General features: G+C 73.5%; 19 protein-coding genes. 13 read left to right on the top strand and 6 right to left on the bottom strand.

Features of this window, described 5'->3' with window-relative positions; translation table 11 throughout:
- Positions 1–28: 28 nt before the first annotated feature.
- The 6 genes from PUR71_RS34690 (at position 29) to PUR71_RS34665 (ending at position 5339) form a co-directional block, all read left to right on the top strand.
- Positions 29–895: an ATP-grasp domain-containing protein gene (locus PUR71_RS34690; protein ID WP_329931190.1), complete on the top strand. Its 867-nt coding sequence runs from the start codon at positions 29–31 to the stop codon at positions 893–895.
- Between the two features lie 134 nt (positions 896–1029).
- The gene (locus tag PUR71_RS34685) at positions 1030–1686 is read left to right on the top strand and encodes an ATP-grasp domain-containing protein (RefSeq protein ID WP_329931189.1); all 657 of its coding nucleotides are present in this window, start codon (positions 1030–1032) and stop codon (positions 1684–1686) included.
- A gap of 89 nt (positions 1687–1775) precedes the next feature.
- Complete coding sequence (locus PUR71_RS34680) at positions 1776–2606, top strand: putative RNA methyltransferase (RefSeq protein ID WP_329931188.1); 831 nt, start codon at positions 1776–1778, stop codon at positions 2604–2606.
- Positions 2607–2767: 161 nt separating this feature from the next.
- Entirely contained in the window at positions 2768–4180 is a 1413-nt protein-coding gene (locus PUR71_RS34675; RefSeq protein WP_329931187.1) for an AAA family ATPase, read from the top strand.
- Positions 4177–4569: a nucleotide pyrophosphohydrolase gene (locus PUR71_RS34670; protein WP_329931186.1), complete on the top strand. Its 393-nt coding sequence runs from the start codon at positions 4177–4179 to the stop codon at positions 4567–4569. Before PUR71_RS34675 ends, PUR71_RS34670 begins: the two co-directional genes overlap by 4 nt.
- A gap of 164 nt (positions 4570–4733) precedes the next feature.
- Positions 4734–5339: a DUF6099 family protein gene (locus PUR71_RS34665; RefSeq protein WP_329931185.1), complete on the top strand. Its 606-nt coding sequence runs from the start codon at positions 4734–4736 to the stop codon at positions 5337–5339.
- Here PUR71_RS34665 and PUR71_RS34660 read toward each other — a convergent pair.
- Both PUR71_RS34660 and dapD read right to left on the bottom strand, forming a co-directional pair.
- Positions 5282–5494, bottom strand: coding sequence for a hypothetical protein (locus PUR71_RS34660; RefSeq protein ID WP_329931184.1), 213 nt, complete (start codon positions 5492–5494; stop codon positions 5282–5284). The two genes, PUR71_RS34665 and PUR71_RS34660, sit on opposite strands and share 58 nt — an antisense overlap.
- A 542-nt stretch (positions 5495–6036) precedes the next feature.
- Positions 6037–7026, bottom strand: a complete 990-nt coding sequence (gene dapD, locus PUR71_RS34655) for a 2,3,4,5-tetrahydropyridine-2,6-dicarboxylate N-succinyltransferase (RefSeq protein WP_329931183.1) — start codon at positions 7024–7026, stop codon at positions 6037–6039.
- 141 nt (positions 7027–7167) lie between these two features.
- Between dapD and PUR71_RS34650 the strand changes: the two genes are divergently transcribed.
- The 3 genes from PUR71_RS34650 to argF all read left to right on the top strand — a co-directional run bounded on the left by PUR71_RS34650 (position 7168) and on the right by argF (position 12639).
- Positions 7168–8745, top strand: a complete 1578-nt coding sequence (locus tag PUR71_RS34650) for a 3' terminal RNA ribose 2'-O-methyltransferase Hen1 (protein WP_329931182.1) — start codon at positions 7168–7170, stop codon at positions 8743–8745.
- Positions 8742–11396: a polynucleotide kinase-phosphatase gene (locus tag PUR71_RS34645; protein ID WP_329931181.1), complete on the top strand. Its 2655-nt coding sequence runs from the start codon at positions 8742–8744 to the stop codon at positions 11394–11396. The genes PUR71_RS34650 and PUR71_RS34645 overlap by 4 nt, the downstream gene beginning before the upstream one ends.
- Before the next feature lie 241 nt (positions 11397–11637).
- Positions 11638–12639, top strand: a complete 1002-nt coding sequence (argF, locus tag PUR71_RS34640; protein ID WP_329931180.1) for an ornithine carbamoyltransferase — start codon at positions 11638–11640, stop codon at positions 12637–12639.
- A 19-nt stretch (positions 12640–12658) separates the two neighbouring features.
- Here the strand turns inward: argF and PUR71_RS34635 are convergent, their stop codons facing one another.
- The 3 genes from PUR71_RS34635 to PUR71_RS34625 all read right to left on the bottom strand — a co-directional run bounded on the left by PUR71_RS34635 (position 12659) and on the right by PUR71_RS34625 (position 14150).
- Positions 12659–13189 carry a superoxide dismutase family protein gene (locus PUR71_RS34635; RefSeq protein WP_329931179.1) on the bottom strand — a complete coding sequence of 177 codons (531 nt, stop codon included), beginning with the start codon at positions 13187–13189 and terminating at the stop codon, positions 12659–12661.
- 101 nt (positions 13190–13290) lie between these two features.
- The gene (locus PUR71_RS34630; protein ID WP_329931178.1) at positions 13291–13698 is read right to left on the bottom strand and encodes a type II toxin-antitoxin system VapC family toxin; all 408 of its coding nucleotides are present in this window, start codon (positions 13696–13698) and stop codon (positions 13291–13293) included.
- Between the two features lie 86 nt (positions 13699–13784).
- Positions 13785–14150: a hypothetical protein gene (locus tag PUR71_RS34625; RefSeq protein ID WP_329931177.1), complete on the bottom strand. Its 366-nt coding sequence runs from the start codon at positions 14148–14150 to the stop codon at positions 13785–13787.
- Between the two features lie 13 nt (positions 14151–14163).
- On the opposite strand from PUR71_RS34625, the gene PUR71_RS34620 reads away from it, so the two are divergent.
- The 3 genes from PUR71_RS34620 to acnA all read left to right on the top strand — a co-directional run bounded on the left by PUR71_RS34620 (position 14164) and on the right by acnA (position 18215).
- Positions 14164–15189: a hypothetical protein gene (locus PUR71_RS34620; protein WP_329931176.1), complete on the top strand. Its 1026-nt coding sequence runs from the start codon at positions 14164–14166 to the stop codon at positions 15187–15189.
- Positions 15186–15332: a hypothetical protein gene (locus PUR71_RS34615; RefSeq protein WP_329931174.1), complete on the top strand. Its 147-nt coding sequence runs from the start codon at positions 15186–15188 to the stop codon at positions 15330–15332. Before PUR71_RS34620 ends, PUR71_RS34615 begins: the two co-directional genes overlap by 4 nt.
- 222 nt (positions 15333–15554) lie before the next feature.
- Positions 15555–18215, top strand: coding sequence for an aconitate hydratase AcnA (gene acnA, locus PUR71_RS34610; RefSeq protein WP_329931173.1), 2661 nt, complete (start codon positions 15555–15557; stop codon positions 18213–18215).
- A 255-nt stretch (positions 18216–18470) separates the two neighbouring features.
- Here acnA and pepN read toward each other — a convergent pair whose 3' ends face one another.
- Positions 18471–21062, bottom strand: coding sequence for an aminopeptidase N (pepN, locus tag PUR71_RS34605; protein WP_329931172.1), 2592 nt, complete (start codon positions 21060–21062; stop codon positions 18471–18473).
- A 227-nt stretch (positions 21063–21289) separates the two neighbouring features.
- Here pepN and PUR71_RS34600 point away from each other — a divergent pair, with 227 nt between their 5' ends.
- On the top strand, positions 21290–21922 hold the full coding sequence (locus PUR71_RS34600) for a mycothiol-dependent nitroreductase Rv2466c family protein (RefSeq protein ID WP_443077674.1): 633 nt from the start codon (positions 21290–21292) through the stop codon (positions 21920–21922).
- The last annotated feature ends 29 nt before the right edge of the window (positions 21923–21951 follow it).

The following is a 21951-nucleotide window of genomic DNA, read 5'->3' as shown; positions in this document are numbered from 1 at the left end:
CGGTACGGCAAGGGGGGAAGACAGGCCCATGAGGCTCTGCTTTCTGGTGGAGGAGCACTACCGGCACGACGGCATGCCGCTCGACGTCGCGCGCCAACTCACCGCGTGGGGACACCGGGTGGACGTGCTGCGCCCCGGTGACTCGCTGCTCGCGATCTCCGAGGCGGTGCGGGCCGGCACCCACGACGCGTGGGTGCTCAAGACCGTCTCCGGCGGGCCCGGCCTCACCCTCCTCGACGCGGCCGCGGCCGTCGGGCTCACCACCGTCAACGACGTCCGGTCGATCCGCGGCGTGCGCGACAAGGCGCTCGCCTCCGTCATCGCCCGCACCCGCGGCCTGCCCGTGCCCGTCACGTACGCCGCCGCCCGGTGGGAGCGGCTCGCCGAGATCCCCGCGGCCGAGTACCCGCTCGTCGTCAAGCCCGCCGACGGCAGTTCCGGGCGCGCCGTTCGGCTCGTCCGCACCCCCGACCACCTGCCGGCGCTCGGCCCCTCACTCGCGGGGGAGGGGCTGCTGATAGCCCAGCCGTACGTGCCCAACTCCGGTGTGGACCTGAAGGTCTACTGCGTCGACGGCGAGTTCCACGCCACCGAGCGCTGCTCGCCGCTGCACCCCGGTCAGGCGGTGCGCGAGCGGCGGGTGCCGCTGGCGGGCGAGGTCGCGCGGATCGCGGCGCAGGTCGGAGAGGTGTTCGGGCTCGACCTGTACGGCGTCGACGTGCTGCTCGGGCCGGACGGGCCGGTCGTCGTCGACGTCAACGACTTCCCGAGCTTCCGGCAGGTGCCGGACGCCGTCGCCCGGGTCGGCCGGGCCGTGCTGCGGCTCGCGCGGGCCGGGACGGCCGTGTCGGTGCCGGCCCCGGCGCTGGTGACGGCCGGCGGGGGCACGCTGTGAGGGTCGGGCTGATCACGGCGGACCCGGGGCACCCGGTGCTGGCGGCCACGGCGGCGGTGCTGCGTGGGCGGGGGCACGGGGTGGCGGTCGTCGGGCCGGGGGAGACGTGGGACGGTGACGTCTGCCTGTTGAAGATGCGGACGCCTCAAGCGCTCGCACTCGCACGAGAGTTGGAGTCGCGCGGCGTGCCGGTGGTCAACTCGGCCGCGGCGACGGAGCTTTGCCAGGACCGGGTGCGGATGGCCGAGCTGGCGCGGGCGGCCGGGCTGCCCTTCGCGCAGACGCGCTCGGCCGGCAGGCTCGGCCAACTCGACGGTGCGGACTACCCGTTCGTCGTGAAGAGTCGGCACAGTCGGCGCGGTGACCTCGTGGCCCGCGTCGGCGATGCCGCGCGGCTGCGCGAACTCGCCCGGCTCTGGCCGGACGAGGCCGTCGTCACCCAGCCCTTCCTCGACGGCACCGGCTGGGACCAGAAGCTGTGGGTCGTCGACGGCCGGGTGTTCGCCGCCCGGCGGCGCTCCGAACTCGCTCCACCCGCCGTCGCCGGGCCTGTCGCCGGGTCCGCCGCCGGGCCCGTCGCCGAGTGGGAGCCGCCCGCCGACCGGGCCGCCCTCGCGCTGCGGGTCGGCGAGGCGTTCGGCCTCGACGTGTACGGCGTCGACCTGCTCGACGGGCCCGCCGAACCCGTCGTCGTCGACGTCAACGCCTTCCCCGGCATCCGCGGCCGCGCGGGCGCCCCCGAGGCCCTGGCCGACCTCGCCCTGCGCGTCGCGGCCGGCCGCGGTCGCTAGCGCCACAGCACTAGGCTGGCACCCCCGACCACCTCGGGGAGCGCCCGGGACGGCCCCCGGGGCGTACGGCGAGAGAAGAAGACGGAACGTTGCTGCAGGACATCGAGCGCTACCTGGCCTGCCCGCACTGCGCGCAGCCCCTCGCCCGCCACGACCGCAGCCTGCGCTGCCCCGCCGGGCACAGCCACGACCTCGCCAAGCAGGGCTACGTCAGCCTCCTCGCCGGCGACGCCCACACCGGCACCGGCGACACCGCCGCCATGGTCGCGGCCCGGGCCGACTTCCTGGCCGCCGGTCACTACCGGCCCATCGCCGACGCCCTCGCCGAAGCCGCCGCGACCGCCGACCCGGAAGGCCTCGTCGCGGACCTCGGCGCCGGCACCGGCCACTACCTCGCCCACGTCCTCGACGCCCTGCCCGGCCGCCCGGGCGCCGCGCTCGACATCTCCAAGTACGCGCTGCGCCGCGCCGCCAAGGCCCACCCCCGGATCGGCGCGGTCGTCTGCGACGCCTGGCGCCCGCTGCCGCTGCTCGACGGGTCCACCGGGCTCATGCTCAACGTGTTCGCGCCGCGCAACGGGCCGGAGATCCGCCGCGTGCTGCGGCCCGGCGCCACCCTGCTGCTGGTCTCGCCGACCTCGCGGCACCTGCGCGAACTCGTCGCCGCACTCGGGCTGCTGTCGGTCGACGAGGAGAAGCAGCGGCGGATCGACGAGAAGCTCGGGCCGTACCTGACGCCCGGAGGGCGGCGGGAGGTCGAGTTCACGCTGCGGCTCGGGCCGCAGGACGTGCGCACGGTGGTCGGCATGGGGCCCAGCGCCTGGCACACCGACCCGGAGCGGCTGGCGGCGGCGCTCGCCGGACTGCCGGACCCGGTCGAGGTGACGGCGTCGGTGACGGTCGCGGTGTACCGGCGCTGAGGGCGGTCCTGGTTCAACGGCGCGCGGGGCCTTCCCCTGCGCCCTCGTTGTGCGCACCCTGTGCGCCTCCCATGCCCGGGCCGTGCGCGCGGCTCCCCGATGGGATGAATCTGCCGCGCAGGCACGTTTCTGCGGCCTGACCTGCAGTTAGGGTCCGACGGGTGAACCGCGACGCCACCCGCACCGCCTCGCCGTCCCACCCCCGACCGGACGCCCCCGCGCCCGACCGGCCGCCCGTGGCGCGCCCCACCGTCGAGGAGCTCCGGCTCACCTCCTTCAAGTCCTACCGGCGAGCCGCACTGCCGCTCGCACCGCTCACCGTCCTGCACGGACCGGCCGGCGTAGGCAAGGCCAACGCGCTCGACGCGCTCGCCGTCCTGTCCCGGCTCGCCCTCGGAGAGGAGATCGCGGACTCCCTCGACGGCATCCCCGGCGCGGCCGGCCAGCTCGCCACGCCCGTCCGCGGGGGCCTGGCCGGGTGCGTCCCGCACGGGCGCGACGCGGTCATCCTCGGCTGCACCGTCCGCTCCCCGGCGGGCCGCATCCGGCTCGACGTCGTCATCCGCACCGACGGACCCGTCCGGATCGCCCGCGAATCGCTCAGTCTCGACGGGCGCACCCTCGTCGAGACCGGCGAACAGGACCTGCGCGGCCGGCGCGTCAACGTCTGCTGGCACAACGACACCCGCCAGGGCGACATCCGGGCGCCCTTCCCCAGCGGCACCATGATCACCGCCCAGCTGCCGCTGCGGGTCGCCGGTTCCTCGCCCGGCGAGCGCACCGTCCTCGCCGCAACCGAGCACGCGCTCACCGCGCTGCGCGAGGTCTTCCCCGTCCACCCCGTACCCGCCCTCATGCGCGACTGGGCCCGCCCCGATCCGCAGGCCCGCCTGACCAGCAACTCCGCCAACATCTCCGCCGTCATCGCCCGGCTGGCCGGCGAGTGCCCGCGCCGCTACGGCCAGCTCCTGCGGGTCGTCCAGTCCGCCGCCCCGCACCCACTGCTCGGCCTCGACCTCGCCCACCGCGGCACCGGCGCCGACCGGCGCGTCCTCGCCGTCTTCGACGAGGGCGTCCTCGGCCGCACCGGGGCCGACCAGGCCTCCGACGGGATGCTGCGCCACCTCGCCTTCGCCGCGGTGCTGCTCACCGGTGCCGGGGTGCTGGACCTGGACGTGGCCGCCGAGGTGCCGTGGGCCCACCGGCAGCTCACCGTCCTCGCGGGGGACCTGGGGGCCGGGCTGTCCACCGAACAGACGGGCTCGCTGCTGCGGCTGGCGCGGGAGATGTCGGGGCGCAACCAGCTGCGGGTGCTCGCCGCGCTGCAGGAGCCGGCGGCCGCCCGGGAGACGCTGGCCGCAGGGCCCGTGGGCGGGGTCATGCTGGTGGAGTGCCGGCGCGACCCGGCCGCGGGGCACACCGTGCTGCGGCCCGAGACGGCGCGGGTGCCGGCCCAGTGCGGGCGCGGGGACGGGGACGCGGCTGCTCCTTCCTCCTCTCCCTCGCCTTCCGCTCCTGCCGCCGCCGACGGCGGAGCGGGGGCCGACGGGGATGCGGTAGACCTGGACGCGTGAACGAGCGACCTGAGGAATCCGGTGCAGGCCCTGCGGCACCGACGTTGGAGAGCCTGCGGCAGCGGCTGGTGGAGTTCGCGGCGGCGCGGAAGTGGGAGCCCTTCCACACGCCCAAGAACCTGGCGGCGGCGCTGACCGTGGAGGCGGGCGAGCTGCTGGAGATCTTCCAGTGGCTGACACCGGAGCAGGCCGCCGCGGTGATGTCCGACCCGCAGCGCGCCCACCGGGTGAGGGACGAGGTGGCCGACGTCCTCGCGTACCTGGTGCAGTTCTGCACGGCGGTGGGGGTGGACCCGCTGGAGGCGCTAGCGGCCAAGATCGAGCGGAACGAGGATCGCTTCCCGGTGCCGGGTCCGGCCGCCTACGTCAAGCCCGAGGTATGCGAATGACCCCTGCGAGGGACGGTAGTTGTCCACAACCCCAGGGTTTTCCACAGCTTTGAAAAGCCTCGATGCGCACCTTCCTTTCTCGACGCAGGCTTTCGCCATGACCACGAACCGCCCGAGCGGCGGCCGTGGTCGGACGGCGAAACCGAGCGGAAGGGGACGCGGCCATGGAGGCGCTGCGACTGATCAAGACGGCCCGGCACGCGCTGGTCGAGGCCAGGCACGTACCCGATGTGCTGGCGGAGGCGCGGCAGGCGGCGCTGCTCGCCGAAGCGGTGGGGGCCCGGTTGGCCGAGCTGGACGAGGAGGAGCTGGCCGGGCTCGGCAGACAGCTCTCCGAGGCGGGCACGGTCGCCTCGGGCTGCCTGGACAGGTCCGTGGTCAGGGCCGCCGTGCTGAGCGGTGGACGGTCCGGCCGGCTCGGCGAACTCGGCGACTTGGAGGAGACGTTGGGGGCGCTCGACGGGCTGCTGCGGGAGCTCGGCGAAACGCTGGTGGTGCTGGCCTGCGGGGCCGAGACGGAGAGCGTGTACTGGACGTGCATCGACACCGTCGACGCGGTGGCCGAGTGCAAGGACCTCGTAGCCCGGCTCCGGCAGGCGGTGGAGCGCTCCCTCGGGGTGGCGGAGGCGGAGCCGACGGGCCGGGGAAGGCCCTTACTGGTGGTCCGGCTCGGCCCGCCGGGTGACGGCGGGCCGACGGACGGGGCGCCGGACTACCGGGTGCCCGGGGAGACGGCCGGAGCCCCGGAGGTGTCGGTGCCGGTGGGGTAGCCGGCCGTACCGGCGTCACGGGTGCCGCAGGACTGGAGTTCGGCGAGGTCCGCGGTCACGGAGGCGAGCAGTTCCTGCATCTGCTCCAGCAGGCTCTTCGGAGTGGCGGCCGGGCCCGCCGGGGCGGCGGATGTCTCGGACCATGGTTCGGACATGACGGAACCTCTTCGGATCGGTAGTGCGACGTGAAGCGGCCGACGGTGGCTCGGCCCGCGCGGCGGGGGTGGCTGCTACTTGCCACCGGGGCGCACGCTCCCGCCACAGTGTCCAACGACCCGCGCCGCCACGGGGTCACCGCACACCACCCGATGCGGTCCATGTCGCCGGGGAGGTCAGCCTCAAGGGTGAAACGAGGGTTGCCGGTTGCCGCTGCCAGGAGCCCCGGGCTCGGGGTGGGGCGGGCAAGGGCGAGAGGGGGCGGGCGGTAGCTGCTCGGCGCCGGCGTGACCGGCGCTGAGCAGCCAGGGGACGGCCGAGAGATAGGGGCGAGGGGCGGGGGGAGGGGGGAGGGGCCCGGAGAAGAAAGAGAGGGAACAAATTTGGGCCCCGACACCGCCCTTCGCGGCGCCAGGGCCCTCGAAAGCACCATCGCCACCCGCCGTGGGGTGGGTCGGGCGAGAGCGGGCCCTGCGCCTTGCCGCTGCCCTCTCAGCGGGCTGAGAGGGCAGCGGTGTTGGGGCAACCGGTCCGATTGACCTCAGTTGTGGGCGTGCAGGTCGGCGTTGAGGCCGCCCCAGGAGCCGGAGCGGGCGATGACCTCGACGGCGCCGCTCTGCGAGTTGCGGCGGAACAGCAGGTTGTCCTGGCCGGACAGCTCGACGGCCTTGGCGATCTTGCCGTCGGGCGTGGTGACCCGGGTCCCGGCGGTGACGTAGAGGCCGGCCTCGACGACGCAGTCGCTGCCGAGCGAGATGCCGATGCCGGCGTTGGCGCCGAGCAGGCAGCGCTCGCCGACCGAGACGACCTGCTTGCCGCCGCCGGACAGCGTGCCCATGATCGAGGCGCCGCCGCCGATGTCGCTGTGGTCGCCGACGACGACACCCGCGCTGATCCGGCCCTCGACCATGGAGGTGCCGAGGGTGCCGGCGTTGAAGTTGACGAAGCCCTCGTGCATCACGGTGGTGCCCGCGGCGAGGTGCGCGCCGAGGCGCACGCGGTCGGCGTGGGCGATGCGCACGCCGGACGGCGCGACGTAGTCGGTCATCCGCGGGAACTTGTCGATCCCGTACACGGCGAGCTGGCCGCCCTGCGCGCGGACGGCGAGGCGGGCCGACTCGACCCGGTCGACCGGGACGGGGCCGATGCTGGTCCAGGCGACGTTGGCGAGCAGGCCGAAGATGCCGTCCAGGCTCAGGCCGTGCGGCTGGACGAGGCGGTGGCTGAGCAGGTGCAGGCGCAGGTACACGTCGTGCGTGTCGAGCGGCTTCTCGTCCAGCGAGGCGATGGTGGTGCGCACGGCGACCACCTCGACGCCGCGCCGGGCGTCGGCGCGCAGCGCCTCGGCGGCGCCGGCGCCGAGCTCGGCCTCGGCCTGCTCGGCGGTGAGCCGTACGGTCCCGGCGGGGCCGGGCTCGGCGGTGAGGACGGGGGCGGGGAACCAGGTGTCGAGGACGGTTCCGTCGGCGGCGATGGTGGCCAGACCGGCGGCGACGGCGCCGTTCGGGAGCGTGGTGGATTCAGCAGTCACACCGTGCACGTTAACCAATGCGGGGGCCGGGTGCCGAAAACGCCCACCGTCCGGACATGCCCGTCGCGGGGCGCCGCCGACCGGTCGTGGGCTGGGAAAACCCGGTGCCGATCGGTTGATCGCTCGGCAATACTCGGGCAGGTGTTCATGTCGATTTCCACCACCGGCAGCGCCGAGAGCCCGGCAACGGATCTCGGGTTCCTGCTGCACAAGCACCCCGGCAAGCTCCAGCGGTTCACGACGTCGCACGGCGAGGCCCACGTCTTCTACCCGGAGGCGGGGGACGAGCTCTGCACGGCGGCGCTGCTGCTGGACGTCGACCCGATCGCGCTGGTCCGCAAGGGCCGTGGCAAGGGCCGCGGCGGCTCGCCCGACTTCGCGCTCGCCCAGTACGTCAACGACCGGCCCTACGCCGCGTCCTCGCTGCTCGCGGTGGCACTGCGGACGGTGTTCCGGTCGGCGATGAAGGGCGAGTGCCGGGCCCGTCCCGAGTTGCCCGGGTCGGCACGCGCGTTGCGCATCGCGTTGCCCGCGGTGCCCGCGAACGGCGCGGGCGAGGGCGGCGGCCCGGCGATGATGGCCCGGTTGTTCGAGCCGCTGGGCTGGCGGGTCGAGGCGGTGGCGGTCCCGCTGGACGAGGCGTTCCCGGAGTGGGGCGAGTCGCGGTACGTGCGGATCGAACTGGCCGCGGAGTCCGTGCGGCTGTCCGACGCGCTCCAGCAGCTGTACGTGCTGTTGCCGGTGCTGGACGGTGCCAAGCACTACTGGGTGGCCCCGGACGAGGTGGACAAGCTGCTGGCCGCGGGGGAGGGCTGGCTGGCCGATCACCCCGAGCGGGCCCTGATCACCCGCCGCTACCTGTCCCGGCGCTGGTCGCTGACCAGGACGGCGATGGAGCGCCTGGAGCTGGCCCGGCTGGCCGAGGCGGACGACCGCGAGGTCGAGGAGATCGACAACGCGGTCGCCGACGAGCCCGACGAGACCGCCCAGGAGCACCCGGCGGCCCCCGGCACCAAGGCGGCCCCCGAGCATGCGGCGGACCCCGAGAAGCAGCCGTCCCTCGCCGAGCAGCGCCGCGCCGCGATCCTGACCGCCCTGCGCGAGACCGGTGCGACGAAGGTCGCCGACCTCGGCTGCGGCCAGGGCGAGCTGATCGGCGCGCTGCTGAAGGACGCCCGGTTCACCGGGATCCTCGGCGTGGACGTGTCCGTGCGGGCGCTGCGCGTGGCGGCCCGCAAGCTGCGCCTGGAGCGCCTGCCGGAGCGGCAGGCGGCCCGGGTGACGCTGGCGCAGGGCGCGCTGACGTACACCGACGAGCGGCTGAAGGGCTTCGACGCGGCGGTGCTGTGCGAGGTGATCGAGCACCTGGATCCGCCCCGGCTGCCCGCGCTGGAGTCCGCGGTGTTCGGCTCGGCCCGTCCGGGCGCGGTCGTGGTGACCACGCCGAACGCCGAGTACAACGTGCGCTGGGAGAGCCTTCCGGCGGGCGCCGTCCGGCACGCCGACCACCGCTTCGAGTGGTCGCGGGCCGAGTTCCGGGCCTGGGCGGAGCGGGTGGCGTCGGCGTACGGCTACGCCGTCGAGCTGCGCCCGGTCGGCCCGCAGGACCCGGAGGTCGGCCCGCCGACCCAGCTGGCCCTGTTCCGCCTCGCGGACGACGTCGCGGAAAACGACGACAACACCACCACCCCGACGCCCGAAGGAGGCGATCCCCGATGACCGACGAGGCGACCCCGTCCCGCGACACGACCCCCGAAGCGCCGGCCGTCCCCCGCCGCCTCCCGGTCACCGACGTCTCCCTCGTCGTTCTGATCGGCACCAGCGGCTCGGGCAAGTCCACCTTCGCCCGCCGCCACTTCCTGCCCACCCAGGTCGTCTCGTCCGACTTCTGCCGCGGCCTGGTCGCCGACGACGAGAACGACCAGTCGGCGTCCTCCGAGGCCTTCGACGTCCTGCACTACATCGTCGGCAAGCGCCTCGCCGCCGGCCGGCTGACGGTCGTGGACGCGACCAACGTCCAGCCCGAGGCGCGCCGCAGCCTGGTGAAGATCGCCCGCGACCACGACGTGCTGCCGATCGCGATCGTCCTGGACGTCCCGCCCGGCGTCTGCGCGGAGCGCAACCGCACCCGCCCGGACCGCCAGCTGCCCGCCCACGTCATCCCCCGCCAGAACCGTGAACTGCGGCGCTCCCTGCGCGGGTTGGAGCGCGAGGGCTTCCGCAAGGTGCACATCCTGCGCGGCGAGGCGGAGGTGTCGGCCGCCGGGATCGAGCTGGAGAAGCGCTACAACGACCTGCGCCACCTCACCGGCCCGTTCGACGTCGTCGGTGACATCCACGGCTGCCGTTCCGAGCTGGAGACCCTGCTGACCCGCCTCGGCTACGTCCTCACCCGGGACGCCGAGGGGCGCCCGGTGGACGCCGCGCACCCGGAGGGCCGCACCGCCGTCTTCGTCGGCGACCTGGTCGACCGCGGCCCGGACACCCCCGGCGTGCTGCGCCTGGTGATGGGCATGGTGGCGGCCGGTCACGCGCTGTGCGTGCCGGGCAACCACGAGAACAAGCTGGGCCGCTCGATGGACGGCAAGAAGGTCACCGTCTCGCACGGCCTCCAGGAGTCGCTGGATCAGCTGGCGTGCGAGAGCGAGGAGTTCAGGGCCGAGGTGCGCGCGTTCATGCGCGGCCTGGTCAGCCACTACCTGCTGGACGGCGGCGCGCTGGTGGTGTGCCACGCCGGTCTGCCGGAGAAGTACCACGGCCGGGCCTCCGGCCGGGTGCGCTCGCACGCGCTGTACGGGGAGACGACCGGCGAGACCGACGAGTACGGCCTGCCGGTGCGCTACCCGTGGGCGGAGGAGTACCGGGGCCGGGCGCTGGTGGTCTACGGCCACACGCCGGTGCCGACGGCGAGCTTCGTCAACAACACCGTCTGCCTGGACACCGGTTGCGTGTTCGGCGGCAGCCTGACGGCGCTGCGCTACCCGGAGCGCGAGCTGGTGAGCGTCGAGGCCGAGCGCGAGTGGTACGCGCCGGTGCGTCCGATGATCACCGACGCGCCCGGCGCGCGGGAGGGTCGTCCGCTGGACCTCGCCGACGTGGCGGGCCGGCGGATCGTCGAGACCGGGCTGCACGGCCGGGTCGCCGTCCGGGAGGAGAACGCGGCGGCGGCGCTGGAGGTGATGAGCCGCTTCGCGCTGGACCCGCGGCTGCTCGCCTACCTGCCGCCGACGATGGCCCCGACGGCCACCTCCCGCCGGGACGGCTTCCTGGAGCACCCCGACGAGGCGTTCGCCGCCTACCGGTCGGACGGCGTCCGGCAGGTCGTGTGCGAGGAGAAGCACATGGGCTCGCGCGCGGTGGTGCTGGTGGCCCGGGACGACGCGGCGCTGGAGAAGCGCTTCGGCGTGGCCGGTCCCGGTGCGATCTGGACCAGGACGGGCCGCGCGTTCCTGAGCGACGACGCCCTGACGGCCGCGGTGCTGGGCCGGGTGCGGGCCGCCGCCGAGCGGGCCGGGCTGTTCGAGGAGCTGGGCACCGGCTGGCTGCTGCTGGACGCCGAGCTGATGCCGTGGTCGCTGAAGGCCGTCGAGCTGCTGCGCCGCCAGTACGCGGCGGTCGGCGCGGCGGCGGGCGCCGCCCTGCCGGTGGTGCTGTCGGCGCTGGAGCGGGCGGCCGGGCGCGGCCTGGACGTCGGGGCGCTGACGGCCCGCCAGCGGCAGCGCGCCGCGGACGCGGGGGCGTTCACCGAGGCGTACCGGCGCTACTGCTGGCCGACCGAGGGGCTGTCCGGCGTCCGGCTCGCGCCGTTCCAGGTGCTGGCCGCCGAGGGGGCGAACCTCGCGGTGCGCCCGCACGACGAACACCTCGCCTGGATCGACCGCCTGGTGGACGCGGACGCGGCCCTGGTCGTCGAGGCGACCGCGGGGGCGCGCGATCAGGCTCCGCCGCCGCTGCTGCACCGCACCGGCCGGCTCGTGGTGGACACCGCCGACGAGGCGTCCGTGGCCGCGGGCGTCGCGTGGTGGGAGGAGCTGACCGCGGCCGGCGGCGAGGGCATGGTGGTGAAGCCGCTGGGCTCGCTGGTGCGCACGGAGCGCGCCGAGGGCCGCCCGGGCGGGCTGGTCCAGCCCGGAGTCAAGGTGCGCGGCCGGGAGTACCTGCGGATCATCTACGGCCCGGACTACACCGAGCACCTGGACCGGCTGCGCGAACGCGCCCTCGGCCACAAGCGCTCGCTGGCGCTGCGCGAGTACGCGCTGGGCCTGGAGGCGCTGGACCGGCTGGCGGCGGGTGAGCCGCTGTGGCGGGTGCACGAGGCGGTGTTCGCCGTGCTGGCCCTGGAGTCCGAACCGGTCGACCCGCGCCTGTAGGAGAGCGCTAGCGGACCGGCCGGGGGCGGTAGGCAGACCGGCCGGGGACCGGTAGGAGAGCAGTGCCGGGGTGAGTGCCGTCACGGTGCGAGCTCCGCGCCCGGGGTGAGAATCGAGGGGGAGTCCGACCGGGCTCCCCCTCGGTTCGTTCCACTGCCGCCCACCCCCCTCTGCATAGAAATTCCGAGCGTCGTATACACTTGCCGCTTTCCCGTTCGTCCCGTCACCCCAGGAGCCCGGCATGGCCTTCAACCTCCGGAACAGGCACTTCCTCAAGGAGCTCGACTTCACTCCCCAGGAGTTCCGCTTCCTGGTGGACCTCGCCGCCCAGCTCAAGGCGGCGAAGTACGCGGGCACCGAGCAGCCCCGGCTGCGCGGGAAGAACATCGCGCTGATCTTCGAGAAGACCTCCACCCGGACCCGCTGCGCCTTCGAGGTCGCCGCGCACGACCAGGGTGCGAGCACCACCTACCTGGACCCGTCCGGTTCTCAGATCGGCCACAAGGAGTCCGTCAAGGACACCGCCCGGGTGCTGGGCCGGATGTTCGACGGCATCGAGTACCGGGGCCACGGCCAGGAGATCGTGGAGGAGCTCGCCGCCCACGCGGGCGTGCCGGTCTGGAACGGCCTGACCGACGAGTGGCACCCGACCCAGATGCTGGCCGACGTGCTCACCATGACCGAGCACTGCGCCAAGCCGCTCACCGGCATCGCCTTCGCCTACCTCGGCGACGCCCGCTCCAACATGGGCAACTCGCTGCTGGTCACCGGCGCGCTGCTCGGCATGGACGTGCGGATCGTCGCGCCGCGCGCGCTCTGGCCGGCCGAGGACGTGCGGAAGGCGGCGCACGCGCTCGCCGAGGGGACGGGCGCCCGGATCACCCTCACCGAGGACGTGGCCGAGGGCGTGGCCGGCGCCGACTTCCTCTACACGGACGTCTGGGTCTCGATGGGCGAGCCCAAGGAGGTCTGGGCGGAGCGGATCGAGTTGCTCAGGCCGTACCAGGTGTCGATGGACACCGTCCGGGCCACCGGCAACCCGGACGTCAAGTTCCTCCACTGCCTGCCGGCCTTCCACGACCTCGGCACCGAGGTCGGGCGGCAGATGCACGAGGCCACCGGGATGACCGAGCTGGAGTGCACCGACGAGCTGTTCGAGTCGGCGCACTCCATCGTGTTCGACCAGGCCGAGAACCGCCTGCACACCATCAAGGCGGTCCTGGTCGCCACTCTCGGGGCCTGAGAAGAGCCGGAGGGGCTTGTCAGTCCAGCTTGATGCAGCCCACCCGGTCGGCCGCCGCGTGCGGGCCGGCCGGGGTGCCGGCGTGCAGTACCAGCGAGCGCGCCTGGCCCGGCCGCGCCTGCCAGTCCACCTCGGCCGTGGCGCTGCCGTCGCCCTGGTCGTCGGTCCGCAGCACGAGTCGCAGCTCGTTGCGGTCGTTGGCGTAGGCCGGGTCCGTGGACGGCTGCACCGGGTCGACGACGTTCTGGTAGTGCGGCCCGGACGAGGCCGGGGCGGCCCCGCAGGTGCCGGTGTGGAGGTGCGCCGGGAACTCGTGGCCGGGCGCGAGTCCGGTGACGGTCAGGGTGAGCACCGTCCGCCCGGGCGTCGAGCGGTCGGTGACGACGGTGGCGTGCGAGCCGTACGGCACGAGGTCCTCGGCGTAGCTGATCGCGGCGGGCGGGACGAAGGCCGAGGCCGGGTCGAAGTCGGCCTCGATGACGGACACCGGCGCGAGGGCGGGTGCGAGCAGGGCGAGCGGCAGCAGGGCGGAGGCGAACGGGAGGGGCATCGGCGGGCCTTCCACGGGCGGGGTGACGGTCGCCGTGCTCAACGCGGCCGGGCCGCCGGGGACACCCCCGGCCGGGCCGGCGCGGGACGTCCCCGACCGGGCTACTCGGGCGTGCGCCGGATGCCGCGGATCTCGCAGCGCGGCCCGCTGGCCCGCATGAGCCGCAGGTCCGCGGTGATCAGTGGCGCCCCGTACTGCTCGGCGACGGCGACGTACGCGGCGTCGTCCGGGGTGAGGTTGTCCTTGAGTTCCCAGATCCGGCCGAGCAGCGGCGCCACCTCGACCTTGCGGATCGCCACCGTGGCGAGCTCGTCGGTGAGTTCGGCGACGCGTCCGGCGGTGAGCTCCTTGGCCAGGTAGAGGCCGCGCAGCGACTGCATCACCTCGACGGTGACGTGTTCGGGCGCCAACCACTCGCCGTCGGCCGCGAGTTCGGCGCGGGCGGCGGCACCGCGCGGGCCTTCGTCGGCCAGTGCGAGCACCAGCGCGGACGCGTCCACCACGATCATCAGCCGGCCCCCGGTCCGTCCCCGACGTCCCCGCAACGTCGTCTCACCGGCCACCGTACCCTCCCGTGTCCCCGAGGACGGCCTGGTCAGCGGGTGAGTAGCAGTCCTGCGAGCACGGACGAGGCGTTGGCCGTGCCGGAGGCGATCCAGGGGAGCGGGTCGCGCGGGCGCAGGCCGGCGAGCGGGCACAGGAGGAGGGCCTCGACGGCGCAGACCGCCGCCTCGCCGAGGCCGAAGGCCGTCCAGTACGCTGCGGCGGGCCCGCCGGTCCAGTGCCGGAGGGTCCACCAGAGCACGGGGTGCGTCGCCAGGTTGACCAGCACGGCAGCGGCCGCGGCCCGGCCCGGACGGACGGGCCCGGCGAGGGCCAGGGCGGCGGTGTAGAGGGGTGTCTCGGTCAGCAGGGTGAGGGCCAGGGCCATCGGGTAGCGCACGGCAGGGGATCGTGCCATGGGGAGGGGGAGCGTGGCGATCACGGACGCGGGGGCGGCCCGCGGCGGGGCCTGGCCGGCGGCCGGGCCGGGGCTGCGGCTGGGCGCCGCGCCGCAGGCGGGTTTCGTGGGGGCGGCCGCGCTGGCTCTGGTGCTGGCGCTGCGGGCGCCGACCGGGCTGGCGGTGCTGGGGCTGGCGGCCTTCGGGCTGCTCCACAACGTGCTGGAACTGCGGTACGTGGCGGGTCGCTTCGCGGTCGTGCTGGCGGGGCCGCTGCTGCGGCTGCTGCTCGTCCTCGTCACCGGCATCGTCGTGTGTCGGCTGCTGCCGCCGTCCGCCTACGCGCAGTCGGCGGAGATCCTGCTCGCGTACGGGCTGCTGGTGGCGGCGAGTTGGTACGGGCTGCGCTCGCGTCCGCCGCTGCTGGCGGGTGCCGTGGCGGTGCTGGCGGTCGCCGCCGCCGGGTCGCTGTCCTTCCCGGCGTACCACTTCGTGGTGCTGGCGCATCTGCACAACGTGGTGCCGCTGCTGTTCCTGTGGGAGTGGTCGCGGCGGCTGGCGCGGGGGCGCGCGGCGTTCCTGGCGCTGCAGTTCACGTGGGTGCTGCTGGTGCCGGCGCTGCTGTTGAGCGGTCTGCTGGACGGCCTGCTGGCGGGTGCCACGGGTACGGCGGGCGGCTGGACGGCCCGTCTGGAGAGCTCCTACACGCCGCCCGCGTGGCTCGCCTCGCACGTCGGCCTGCGCTTCCTGGCGGTGTTCGCGTTCCTGCAGACGATGCACTACGTGGTGTGGGTGTGGTTCCTGCCGCGCTACGCGCCGGAGGCCGCTGAGGGCTTCGAGGCCCGGGTGCCGGCGTTGCGCGGTGCGCGCGCGTGGGCGCTGGGGGCGGCGGCGGGCGGGGTGTTGGCGGTGCTGTTCGCGGCGGACTACGCCCAGGGCCGCGCGCTGTACGCGGCGGTGGCGAGCTACCACGCCTATCTGGAGTTCCCGGTGTTGCTGATGCTGGTCCTGGGGGCCGCCCACCGGGGCGCCCCCGTGCGAATCGAGGAGAAGACATGACGAGGACGCTGGCCGATGTCGCCCCGGCGCCGGTGGTCGGAGGCGGCTTGCTGCTGGTCCTGCTGCTGCTCGGCGGGGTGGTGGCGGGGGCGGTGTGGCTGATCCGGCTGGAGCGCAAGCGGCGCGGCCGGGACGGCCGCTGACCTGGGCGGACGCCGACCCGGGCATGCCTGCGGTGGTGAACGCGGCGGCATGCACTATGGTTTATCTCGACATCGAGATAACTGCCCCTTACCATATATCTCGACATCAAGATACTTGCCGAGAGGCGCCCGCCGGCGATGGCGGCGAGGTGAGCCTAAGTAAGGCTGACCTTACCACCGTGGTGGCCGGATATCGCGTGAAGCACCCAGAAGGAGTCAGTCGTGTCCGCGAACAGCTTCGACGCCCGCAGCTCGCTGCAGGTGGGCGACGAGTCGTACGAGATCTTCAAGCTCTCCGCCGTCGAGGGTTCCGAGCGGCTGCCCTACAGCCTCAAGGTGCTGCTGGAGAACCTGCTCCGCACCGAGGACGGCGCGAACATCACCGCCGCCCACATCGCCGCGCTCGGCAACTGGGACGCCACCGCCCAGCCGAGCCAGGAGATCCAGTTCACCCCGGCCCGCGTGATCATGCAGGACTTCACCGGCGTGCCGTGCGTGGTCGACCTCGCCACCATGCGTGAGGCCGTGAAGGAGCTGGGCGGCGACCCGGCCAAGATCAACCCGCTGGCGCCGGCCGAGCTGGTCATCGACCACTCCGTCATCGCCGACAAGTTCGGCACCCCGGACGCCTTCGTCCAGAACGTCGAGATCGAGTACGGCCGCAACAAGGAGCGCTACCAGTTCCTGCGCTGGGGCCAGACCGCGTTCGACGAGTTCAAGGTCGTCCCGCCGGGCACCGGCATCGTCCACCAGGTCAACATCGAGCACCTGGCCCGCACGGTCATGGTCCGCGGCGGCCAGGCCTACCCGGACACCTGCGTCGGCACCGACTCGCACACCACCATGGTCAACGGTCTGGGCGTGCTGGGCTGGGGCGTCGGCGGCATCGAGGCCGAGGCCGCCATGCTGGGCCAGCCGGTCTCCATGCTGATCCCGCGCGTCGTCGGCTTCAAGCTGACCGGCCAGCTGCCGGCCGGCACCACCGCCACCGACCTGGTCCTCACCATCACCGAGATGCTGCGCCAGCACGGTGTGGTCGGCAAGTTCGTCGAGTTCTACGGCGACGGCATCGGCAGCATCCCGCTGGCCAACCGCGCCACCATCGGCAACATGTCGCCGGAGTTCGGCTCCACCTGCGCGATCTTCCCGATCGACGCGGAGACCATCAACTACCTGAAGCTCACCGGCCGCGACGAGCAGCAGCTCGCCCTGGTCGAGGCGTACGCCAAGGAGCAGGGCCTCTGGCACGACCCGTCGGTCGAGCCGGTCTACTCCGAGTACCTGGAGCTGGACGTCTCCACCGTCGTCCCGTCGATCTCCGGCCCCAAGCGCCCGCAGGACCGCGTGATCCTGGCCGAGGCCGCCGAGAAGTTCGCCGAGGCGCTGCCGACCTACTCGGCCGAGGCCTCCAAGCCGACCACCGTCACCGCCCCCGACGGCTCGACGTACGAGATCGACAACGGCGCGGTCGTGATCGCCTCGATCACCTCCTGCACCAACACCTCCAACCCCTCCGTCATGCTGGGCGCCGCCCTGCTGGCGAAGAAGGCCGTGGAGAAGGGCCTGACGGTCAAGCCCTGGGTCAAGACCACCCTGGCGCCCGGTTCCAAGGTCGTCATGGACTACTACGAGAAGGCCGGCCTGCTCCCGTACATGGAGAAGCTGGGCTTCAACCTGGTCGGCTACGGCTGCGTCACCTGCATCGGCAACTCGGGCCCGCTGCCCGAGGAGGTCTCGGCCGCCGTCAACGAGGCCGACCTCGCCGTCGTCTCGGTGCTCTCCGGCAACCGCAACTTCGAGGGCCGGATCAACCCCGACGTCAAGATGAACTACCTGGCCTCCCCGCTGCTGGTGGTCGCCTACGCCCTCGCCGGCAACATGAACGTCGACATCACCAAGGACGCCCTGGGCCAGGACGCCGACGGCAACGACGTCTTCCTCGCCGACATCTGGCCGTCCGAGAAGGAGGTCGCGGAGACCGTCGCCGGCTCCATCGACCAGGACATGTTCGACAAGGGCTACCAGGACGTCTTCGCCGGCGACCACCGCTGGCAGTCGCTCCCGGTCCCGACCGGCAACACCTTCGAGTGGGACGCCGAGTCCACCTACGTCCGCAAGCCCCCGTACTTCGAGGGCATGGCCAAGACCCCGAGCCCGGTGACCGACATCGCCGGCGCCCGCGTCCTGGCCAAGCTGGGCGACTCGGTCACCACCGACCACATCTCCCCGGCCGGCAACATCAAGCCGGGCACCCCGGCGGCGCAGTACCTGACCGCCAACGGCGTCGAGAAGCGCGACTTCAACAGCTACGGCTCGCGCCGCGGCAACCACGAGGTCATGATCCGCGGCACCTTCGCCAACATCCGCCTGCGCAACCAGATCGCGCCGGGCACCGAGGGCGGCTACACCCGCGACTTCACCCAGGCCGACGGCCCGGTGTCGTTCATCTACGACGCCTCGCAGAACTACCAGGCCGCCGGCACCCCGCTGGTCGTCCTGGCCGGCAAGGAGTACGGCTCCGGCTCGTCCCGCGACTGGGCCGCCAAGGGCACCGCGCTCCTGGGCGTCAAGGCCGTCATCGCCGAGTCGTACGAGCGCATCCACCGCTCGAACCTGATCGGCATGGGCGTCCTGCCGCTGCAGTTCCCGGAGGGCCAGAACGCCGACTCCCTCGGCCTGACCGGCGAGGAGACCTTCTCCATCACCGGCGTGACCGAGCTCAACGAGGGCACCACCCCGGCGACCGTCAAGGTCGTCGCCGTCGGCCCGGACGGGACCGGCAAGGAGTTCGACGCGGTCGTCCGCATCGACACCCCCGGCGAGGCGGACTACTACCGCAACGGCGGCATCCTGCAGTACGTGCTGCGCTCGCTCATCGGCTGAGCATCTCCGTAGCGCCTCAGCGGCCGGGCCGCATCCCCTCGGGGGTGCGGCCCGGCCGTCGTCGTAGTACCACGCAACCTCGGTGACGGCGGCGGACACCCGGGGGACGAGCCACGCCGGGCGGCGCGTCCCGCTCGCCGAACCGGAGGGCGCGGGCCTGCCGTTGCCGGCCTCGCGCGGCTGACGCTCCATGAGTTCCGGGAACGACGGAGGGGCCCGCCGCGCAGGCGGGCCCCTCCGTCGTTCAGCGAGCGGTCAGGCCCGGTCGCAGGCCTGGGCGCGCAGGGCGCGGGCGAGGTCGTCCCGGCGCTCGATCACCAGGCGGCGCAGCGCGGGCGCCGCGTCCGGGTGGCCCGCCAGCCAGGCGTCGGCCTCGGCCAGGGTCGGCTCGCCGGTCTGGGCGCTCGGGAAGAAGCCGCCGACGAAGCGCATCGCGATCTCGATGGTCCGCTCGGCCCAGATCTTCTCCAGCAGCTTGAAGTAGGGCGCCGCGTAGAGGGCGGTGAGGTCGCGGTGGGCGGGCAGCGCGAAGCCGGCGATGTTGGCCTCGACGAGGGCGTTGGGCAGCGCGTCGGAGTCGACGACGGCCGACCAGGCGGCGGCCTTGGCCTCGGGGGTGGGGCGGGCGGCCAGGCACTGGGTGTACTGGCGCTTGCCGCCGGCGGTGTTGTCGGCGGAGAGTTCCCCGGCGAGTTCCTCGTCGGAGGCCTGGCCGGCGGCGGCCAGGGCGAGCCACAGGGCCCAGCGCAGTTCCTGGTCGACGTCGAGGCCGTCGATCCGGGCGCTGCCGGCGAGCAGGCCGCGGACCAGGCCGAGGTGCTCGGCGCCGCCGGCGTTCTGGGCGAGGAAGCGGGCCCAGGCGAGCTGGTGGTCGCTGCCGGGGACGGCCCCGCGCAGTTCGCGCAGGGCGCCGTCGGCGAGAAGCCGGCCGCCCTCCGCGCGCCAGGCGGGGTCGGCGTAGAGGTCGACGGCGGTCTTGGCCTGGGTGTGCAGGGACTGCAGGACGCCGATGTTGCCCTCCTGGCCGGCGAATCGCAGCACCAGGGCGACGTAGTCGCGGGCGGGCATCAGGCCGTCTCGGGTGAGGTTCCAGACGGCGGACCAGGCGAGGGCGCGGGCGAGGTCGTCGCCGATCTCGCCGAGGCCGGTGCGCAGGGTCTCCAGCGAGCCGTCGTCGAAGCGGATCTTGCAGTAGGTGAGGTCGTCGTCGTTGAGCAGGACGAGGGCCGGGCGGGGGCGGCCGGCGGCCTCGGCGACGACGGTGCGGGCGCCGGTGACGTCGAGTTCGATCCGGGCGGTGCGCACCAGCGAGCCGTCGGAGTCGCGGTCGTAGAGGCCGACGGCGATGCGGTGCGGGCGCAGGACCCCGCGCGACGCGGTCACAGGATCGTTCGCGGTGTCCTGGAGGACGGCGAGTTCGGTGATCCGGCCCTCGGCGTCGACGGTGACCTGCGGGGTGAGCGAGTTGACGCCGGCGGTCTGCAGCCAGGCGGCGGCCCAGGTCTTGAGGTCGCGGCCGCTGGTCTCCTCCAGGATGCCCAGCAGGTCGGCGAGTTCGGTGTTGGCGAAGGCGTGGCGCTTGAAGTAGCGGCGGGCGCCCTCGAAGAAGGCGTCGGAACCGGCGTAGGCGACCAGCTGCTTGAGGACGGAGGCGCCCTTGGCGTAGGTGATGCCGTCGAAGTTGAGCTTGGCGGCTTCGAGGTCGCGGATGTCGGCGGTGATGGGGTGGGTGGTGGGGAACTGGTCCTGCCGGTAGGCCCAGGCCTTGCGCTGGTTGGCGAAGGTGACCCAGGCGGAGCCGTAGCGGGTGCGGGCGCCGATGAGCGCGTAGGAGCCCATGAAGTCGGCGAAGGACTCCTTGAGCCACAGGTCGTCCCACCAGCGCATGGTGACGAGGTCGCCGAACCACATGTGCGCCATCTCGTGCAGGATGACGTTGGCGCGGCTCTCGTAGGCGGCGTCGGTGACCTTCGAGCGGAAGACGAAGTCCTCCTTGAAGGTGACGCAGCCGGGGTTCTCCATGGCGCCGATGTTGTACTCGGGCACGAAGGCCTGGTCGTACTTGCCGAACGGGTACGGGTAGTCGAACTGCTCGTGGAAGAAGTCGAGTCCGAGCTTGGTGACGCCGAGGATCTCGTCCGCGTCGAAGTAGCGCGCGAGCGACTTGCGGCACATCGCGGAGAGCGGGATCTCCAGGGTGGTGCCGTCGGGCAGTTCGCGGCTGTAGTGGTCGCGGGCGACGTGGTAGGGGCCGGCGACGACGGCGGTGAGGTAGGTGGAGATCGGCTTGGTCGGCGCGAACTCCCAGGTGCGGGAGCCGTCTTCGGCGCTCACCTGCTCGTGGACGGCGTTGGAGCGCACGTCCCACGCGGCCGGGGCGGTGACGGTGAAGGTGAACGGGGCCTTCAGGTCGGGCTGTTCGAAGTTGGCGAAGACGCGGCGGGCGTCGGCCGGTTCGTAGTGGGTGTAGAGGTAGGTCTCGCCGTCGGCCGGGTCGACGAAGCGGTGCAGGCCCTCGCCGGTGCGGCTGTAGGCGCAGTCGGCCTCGACGGTGAGGACGTTGTCGGCGGCGAGGCCGTCGACGTGGACGCGGGCGCCGTCGAAGGCGGTGGCCGGGTCGATCGCGCGGCCGTTCAGGGTGATCGAGCGGACGGCGGGGGCGAGCAGGTCGAGGAAGGTGGCGGCGCCGGGCCGGGCGCAGCGGAAGGCGACCGTGGTGGTGGAGCGGAAGGTCGCGGCGGCGGGGTCGGGCGCGGAGGTCACGTCCAGGCGGACCCGGTAGCCGTCCACGGTCAGGATGCTGGCCCGCTGCTGGGCTTCGTCGCGGCTCAGGTTCTTGCCCGGCACGGCGGTACTCCTTTGTCCGGCTCGCACGGTGGTGCGCTCTGGTCTGTGCGGTCCTGCGCGGCTTCGGCGCATCAGGGGCATCCTTTCACGCCGTCGCGCGCCAGTACCATTGCACAGGCCGGTGGGCCGGGGCGGAATCAGCGGGGCCGGGCGGGTGTTGGCCCCGGGGCGGGGGGAACGCCTTTCCGCCCGTGCTTTCCCCGGACACCTCACGAAGGACGACCGCAGTGACGACTGCCGCCGAGCGCAAGACCGCCGACTTCTGGTTCGACCCGCTGTGCCCGTGGGCGTGGATGACGTCCCGTTGGCTGATCGAGGTGCAGCAGTTGCGTCCGGTGGACGTGAACTGGCACGTGATGAGCCTGTCGGTGCTCAACGAGGGCCGTGACCTGCCGGAGCGCTACCGGGAGCTGATGGACAAGGGCTGGGGCCCGGTCCGGGTGTGCATCGCGGCCGCGCAGCAGCACGGCGAGGAGGTGCTCGGCCGTCTCTACACCGAGCTGGGCCTGCGCCTGCACAACCGGGCGATGCCGCTGGAGCGGGCGACGGTCGAGGAGGCCCTGGTGGCGGCGGGCCTGCCCGTCGAGCTGGCGGACGCGGCCGACACGGACGCGTACGACGAGGCTCTGCGCGCCTCCCACAAGGAGGGCATCTCGCTGGTCGGTGAGGACGTCGGCACTCCGGTGATCGCGGTGGAGGGCGCGGACGGCGACCGGGTCGCGTTCTTCGGCCCGGTGGTCACCCCGACCCCGCGCGGCGAGGCGGCGGCCCGCCTGTGGGACGGCACGCTGCTGGTGGCGTCCACCCCGGGCTTCTACGAGATCAAGCGCACCCGGACGGCGGGCCCGTCCTTCGAGTGACGCCCGCGGCACGAAGCCGGAGGCCCGGT

The sequence above is a fragment of the Streptomyces sp. SP17BM10 genome, from assembly GCF_036322405.1.
Taxonomy (GTDB): Bacteria; Actinomycetota; Actinomycetes; order Streptomycetales; family Streptomycetaceae; genus Kitasatospora.
The sequence above is the reverse complement of the archived record's forward strand: the minus strand, read 5'-3'. Positions and strand labels throughout refer to the sequence as shown.

Bases quoted from the DNA above. Each gene is read 5' to 3' on its own strand.
- PUR71_RS34690 (WP_329931190.1), top strand. From the start codon at position 29: ATGAGGCTCTGCTTTCTGGTGGAGGAGCACTACCGGCACGACGGCATG.
- PUR71_RS34685 (WP_329931189.1), top strand. From the start codon at position 1,030: ATGCGGACGCCTCAAGCGCTCGCACTCGCACGAGAGTTGGAGTCGCGC.
- PUR71_RS34665 (WP_329931185.1), top strand. From the start codon at position 4,734: ATGGAGGCGCTGCGACTGATCAAGACGGCCCGGCACGCGCTGGTCGAG.
- PUR71_RS34660 (WP_329931184.1), bottom strand. From the start codon at position 5,494: ATGTCCGAACCATGGTCCGAGACATCCGCCGCCCCGGCGGGCCCGGCC.
- PUR71_RS34645 (WP_329931181.1), top strand. From the start codon at position 8,742: ATGACCGACGAGGCGACCCCGTCCCGCGACACGACCCCCGAAGCGCCG.
- argF (WP_329931180.1), top strand. From the start codon at position 11,638: ATGGCCTTCAACCTCCGGAACAGGCACTTCCTCAAGGAGCTCGACTTC.
- PUR71_RS34635 (WP_329931179.1), bottom strand. From the start codon at position 13,189: ATGCCCCTCCCGTTCGCCTCCGCCCTGCTGCCGCTCGCCCTGCTCGCA.
- PUR71_RS34630 (WP_329931178.1), bottom strand. From the start codon at position 13,698: ATGATCGTGGTGGACGCGTCCGCGCTGGTGCTCGCACTGGCCGACGAA.
- PUR71_RS34625 (WP_329931177.1), bottom strand. From the start codon at position 14,150: ATGGCACGATCCCCTGCCGTGCGCTACCCGATGGCCCTGGCCCTCACC.
- PUR71_RS34615 (WP_329931174.1), top strand. From the start codon at position 15,186: ATGACGAGGACGCTGGCCGATGTCGCCCCGGCGCCGGTGGTCGGAGGC.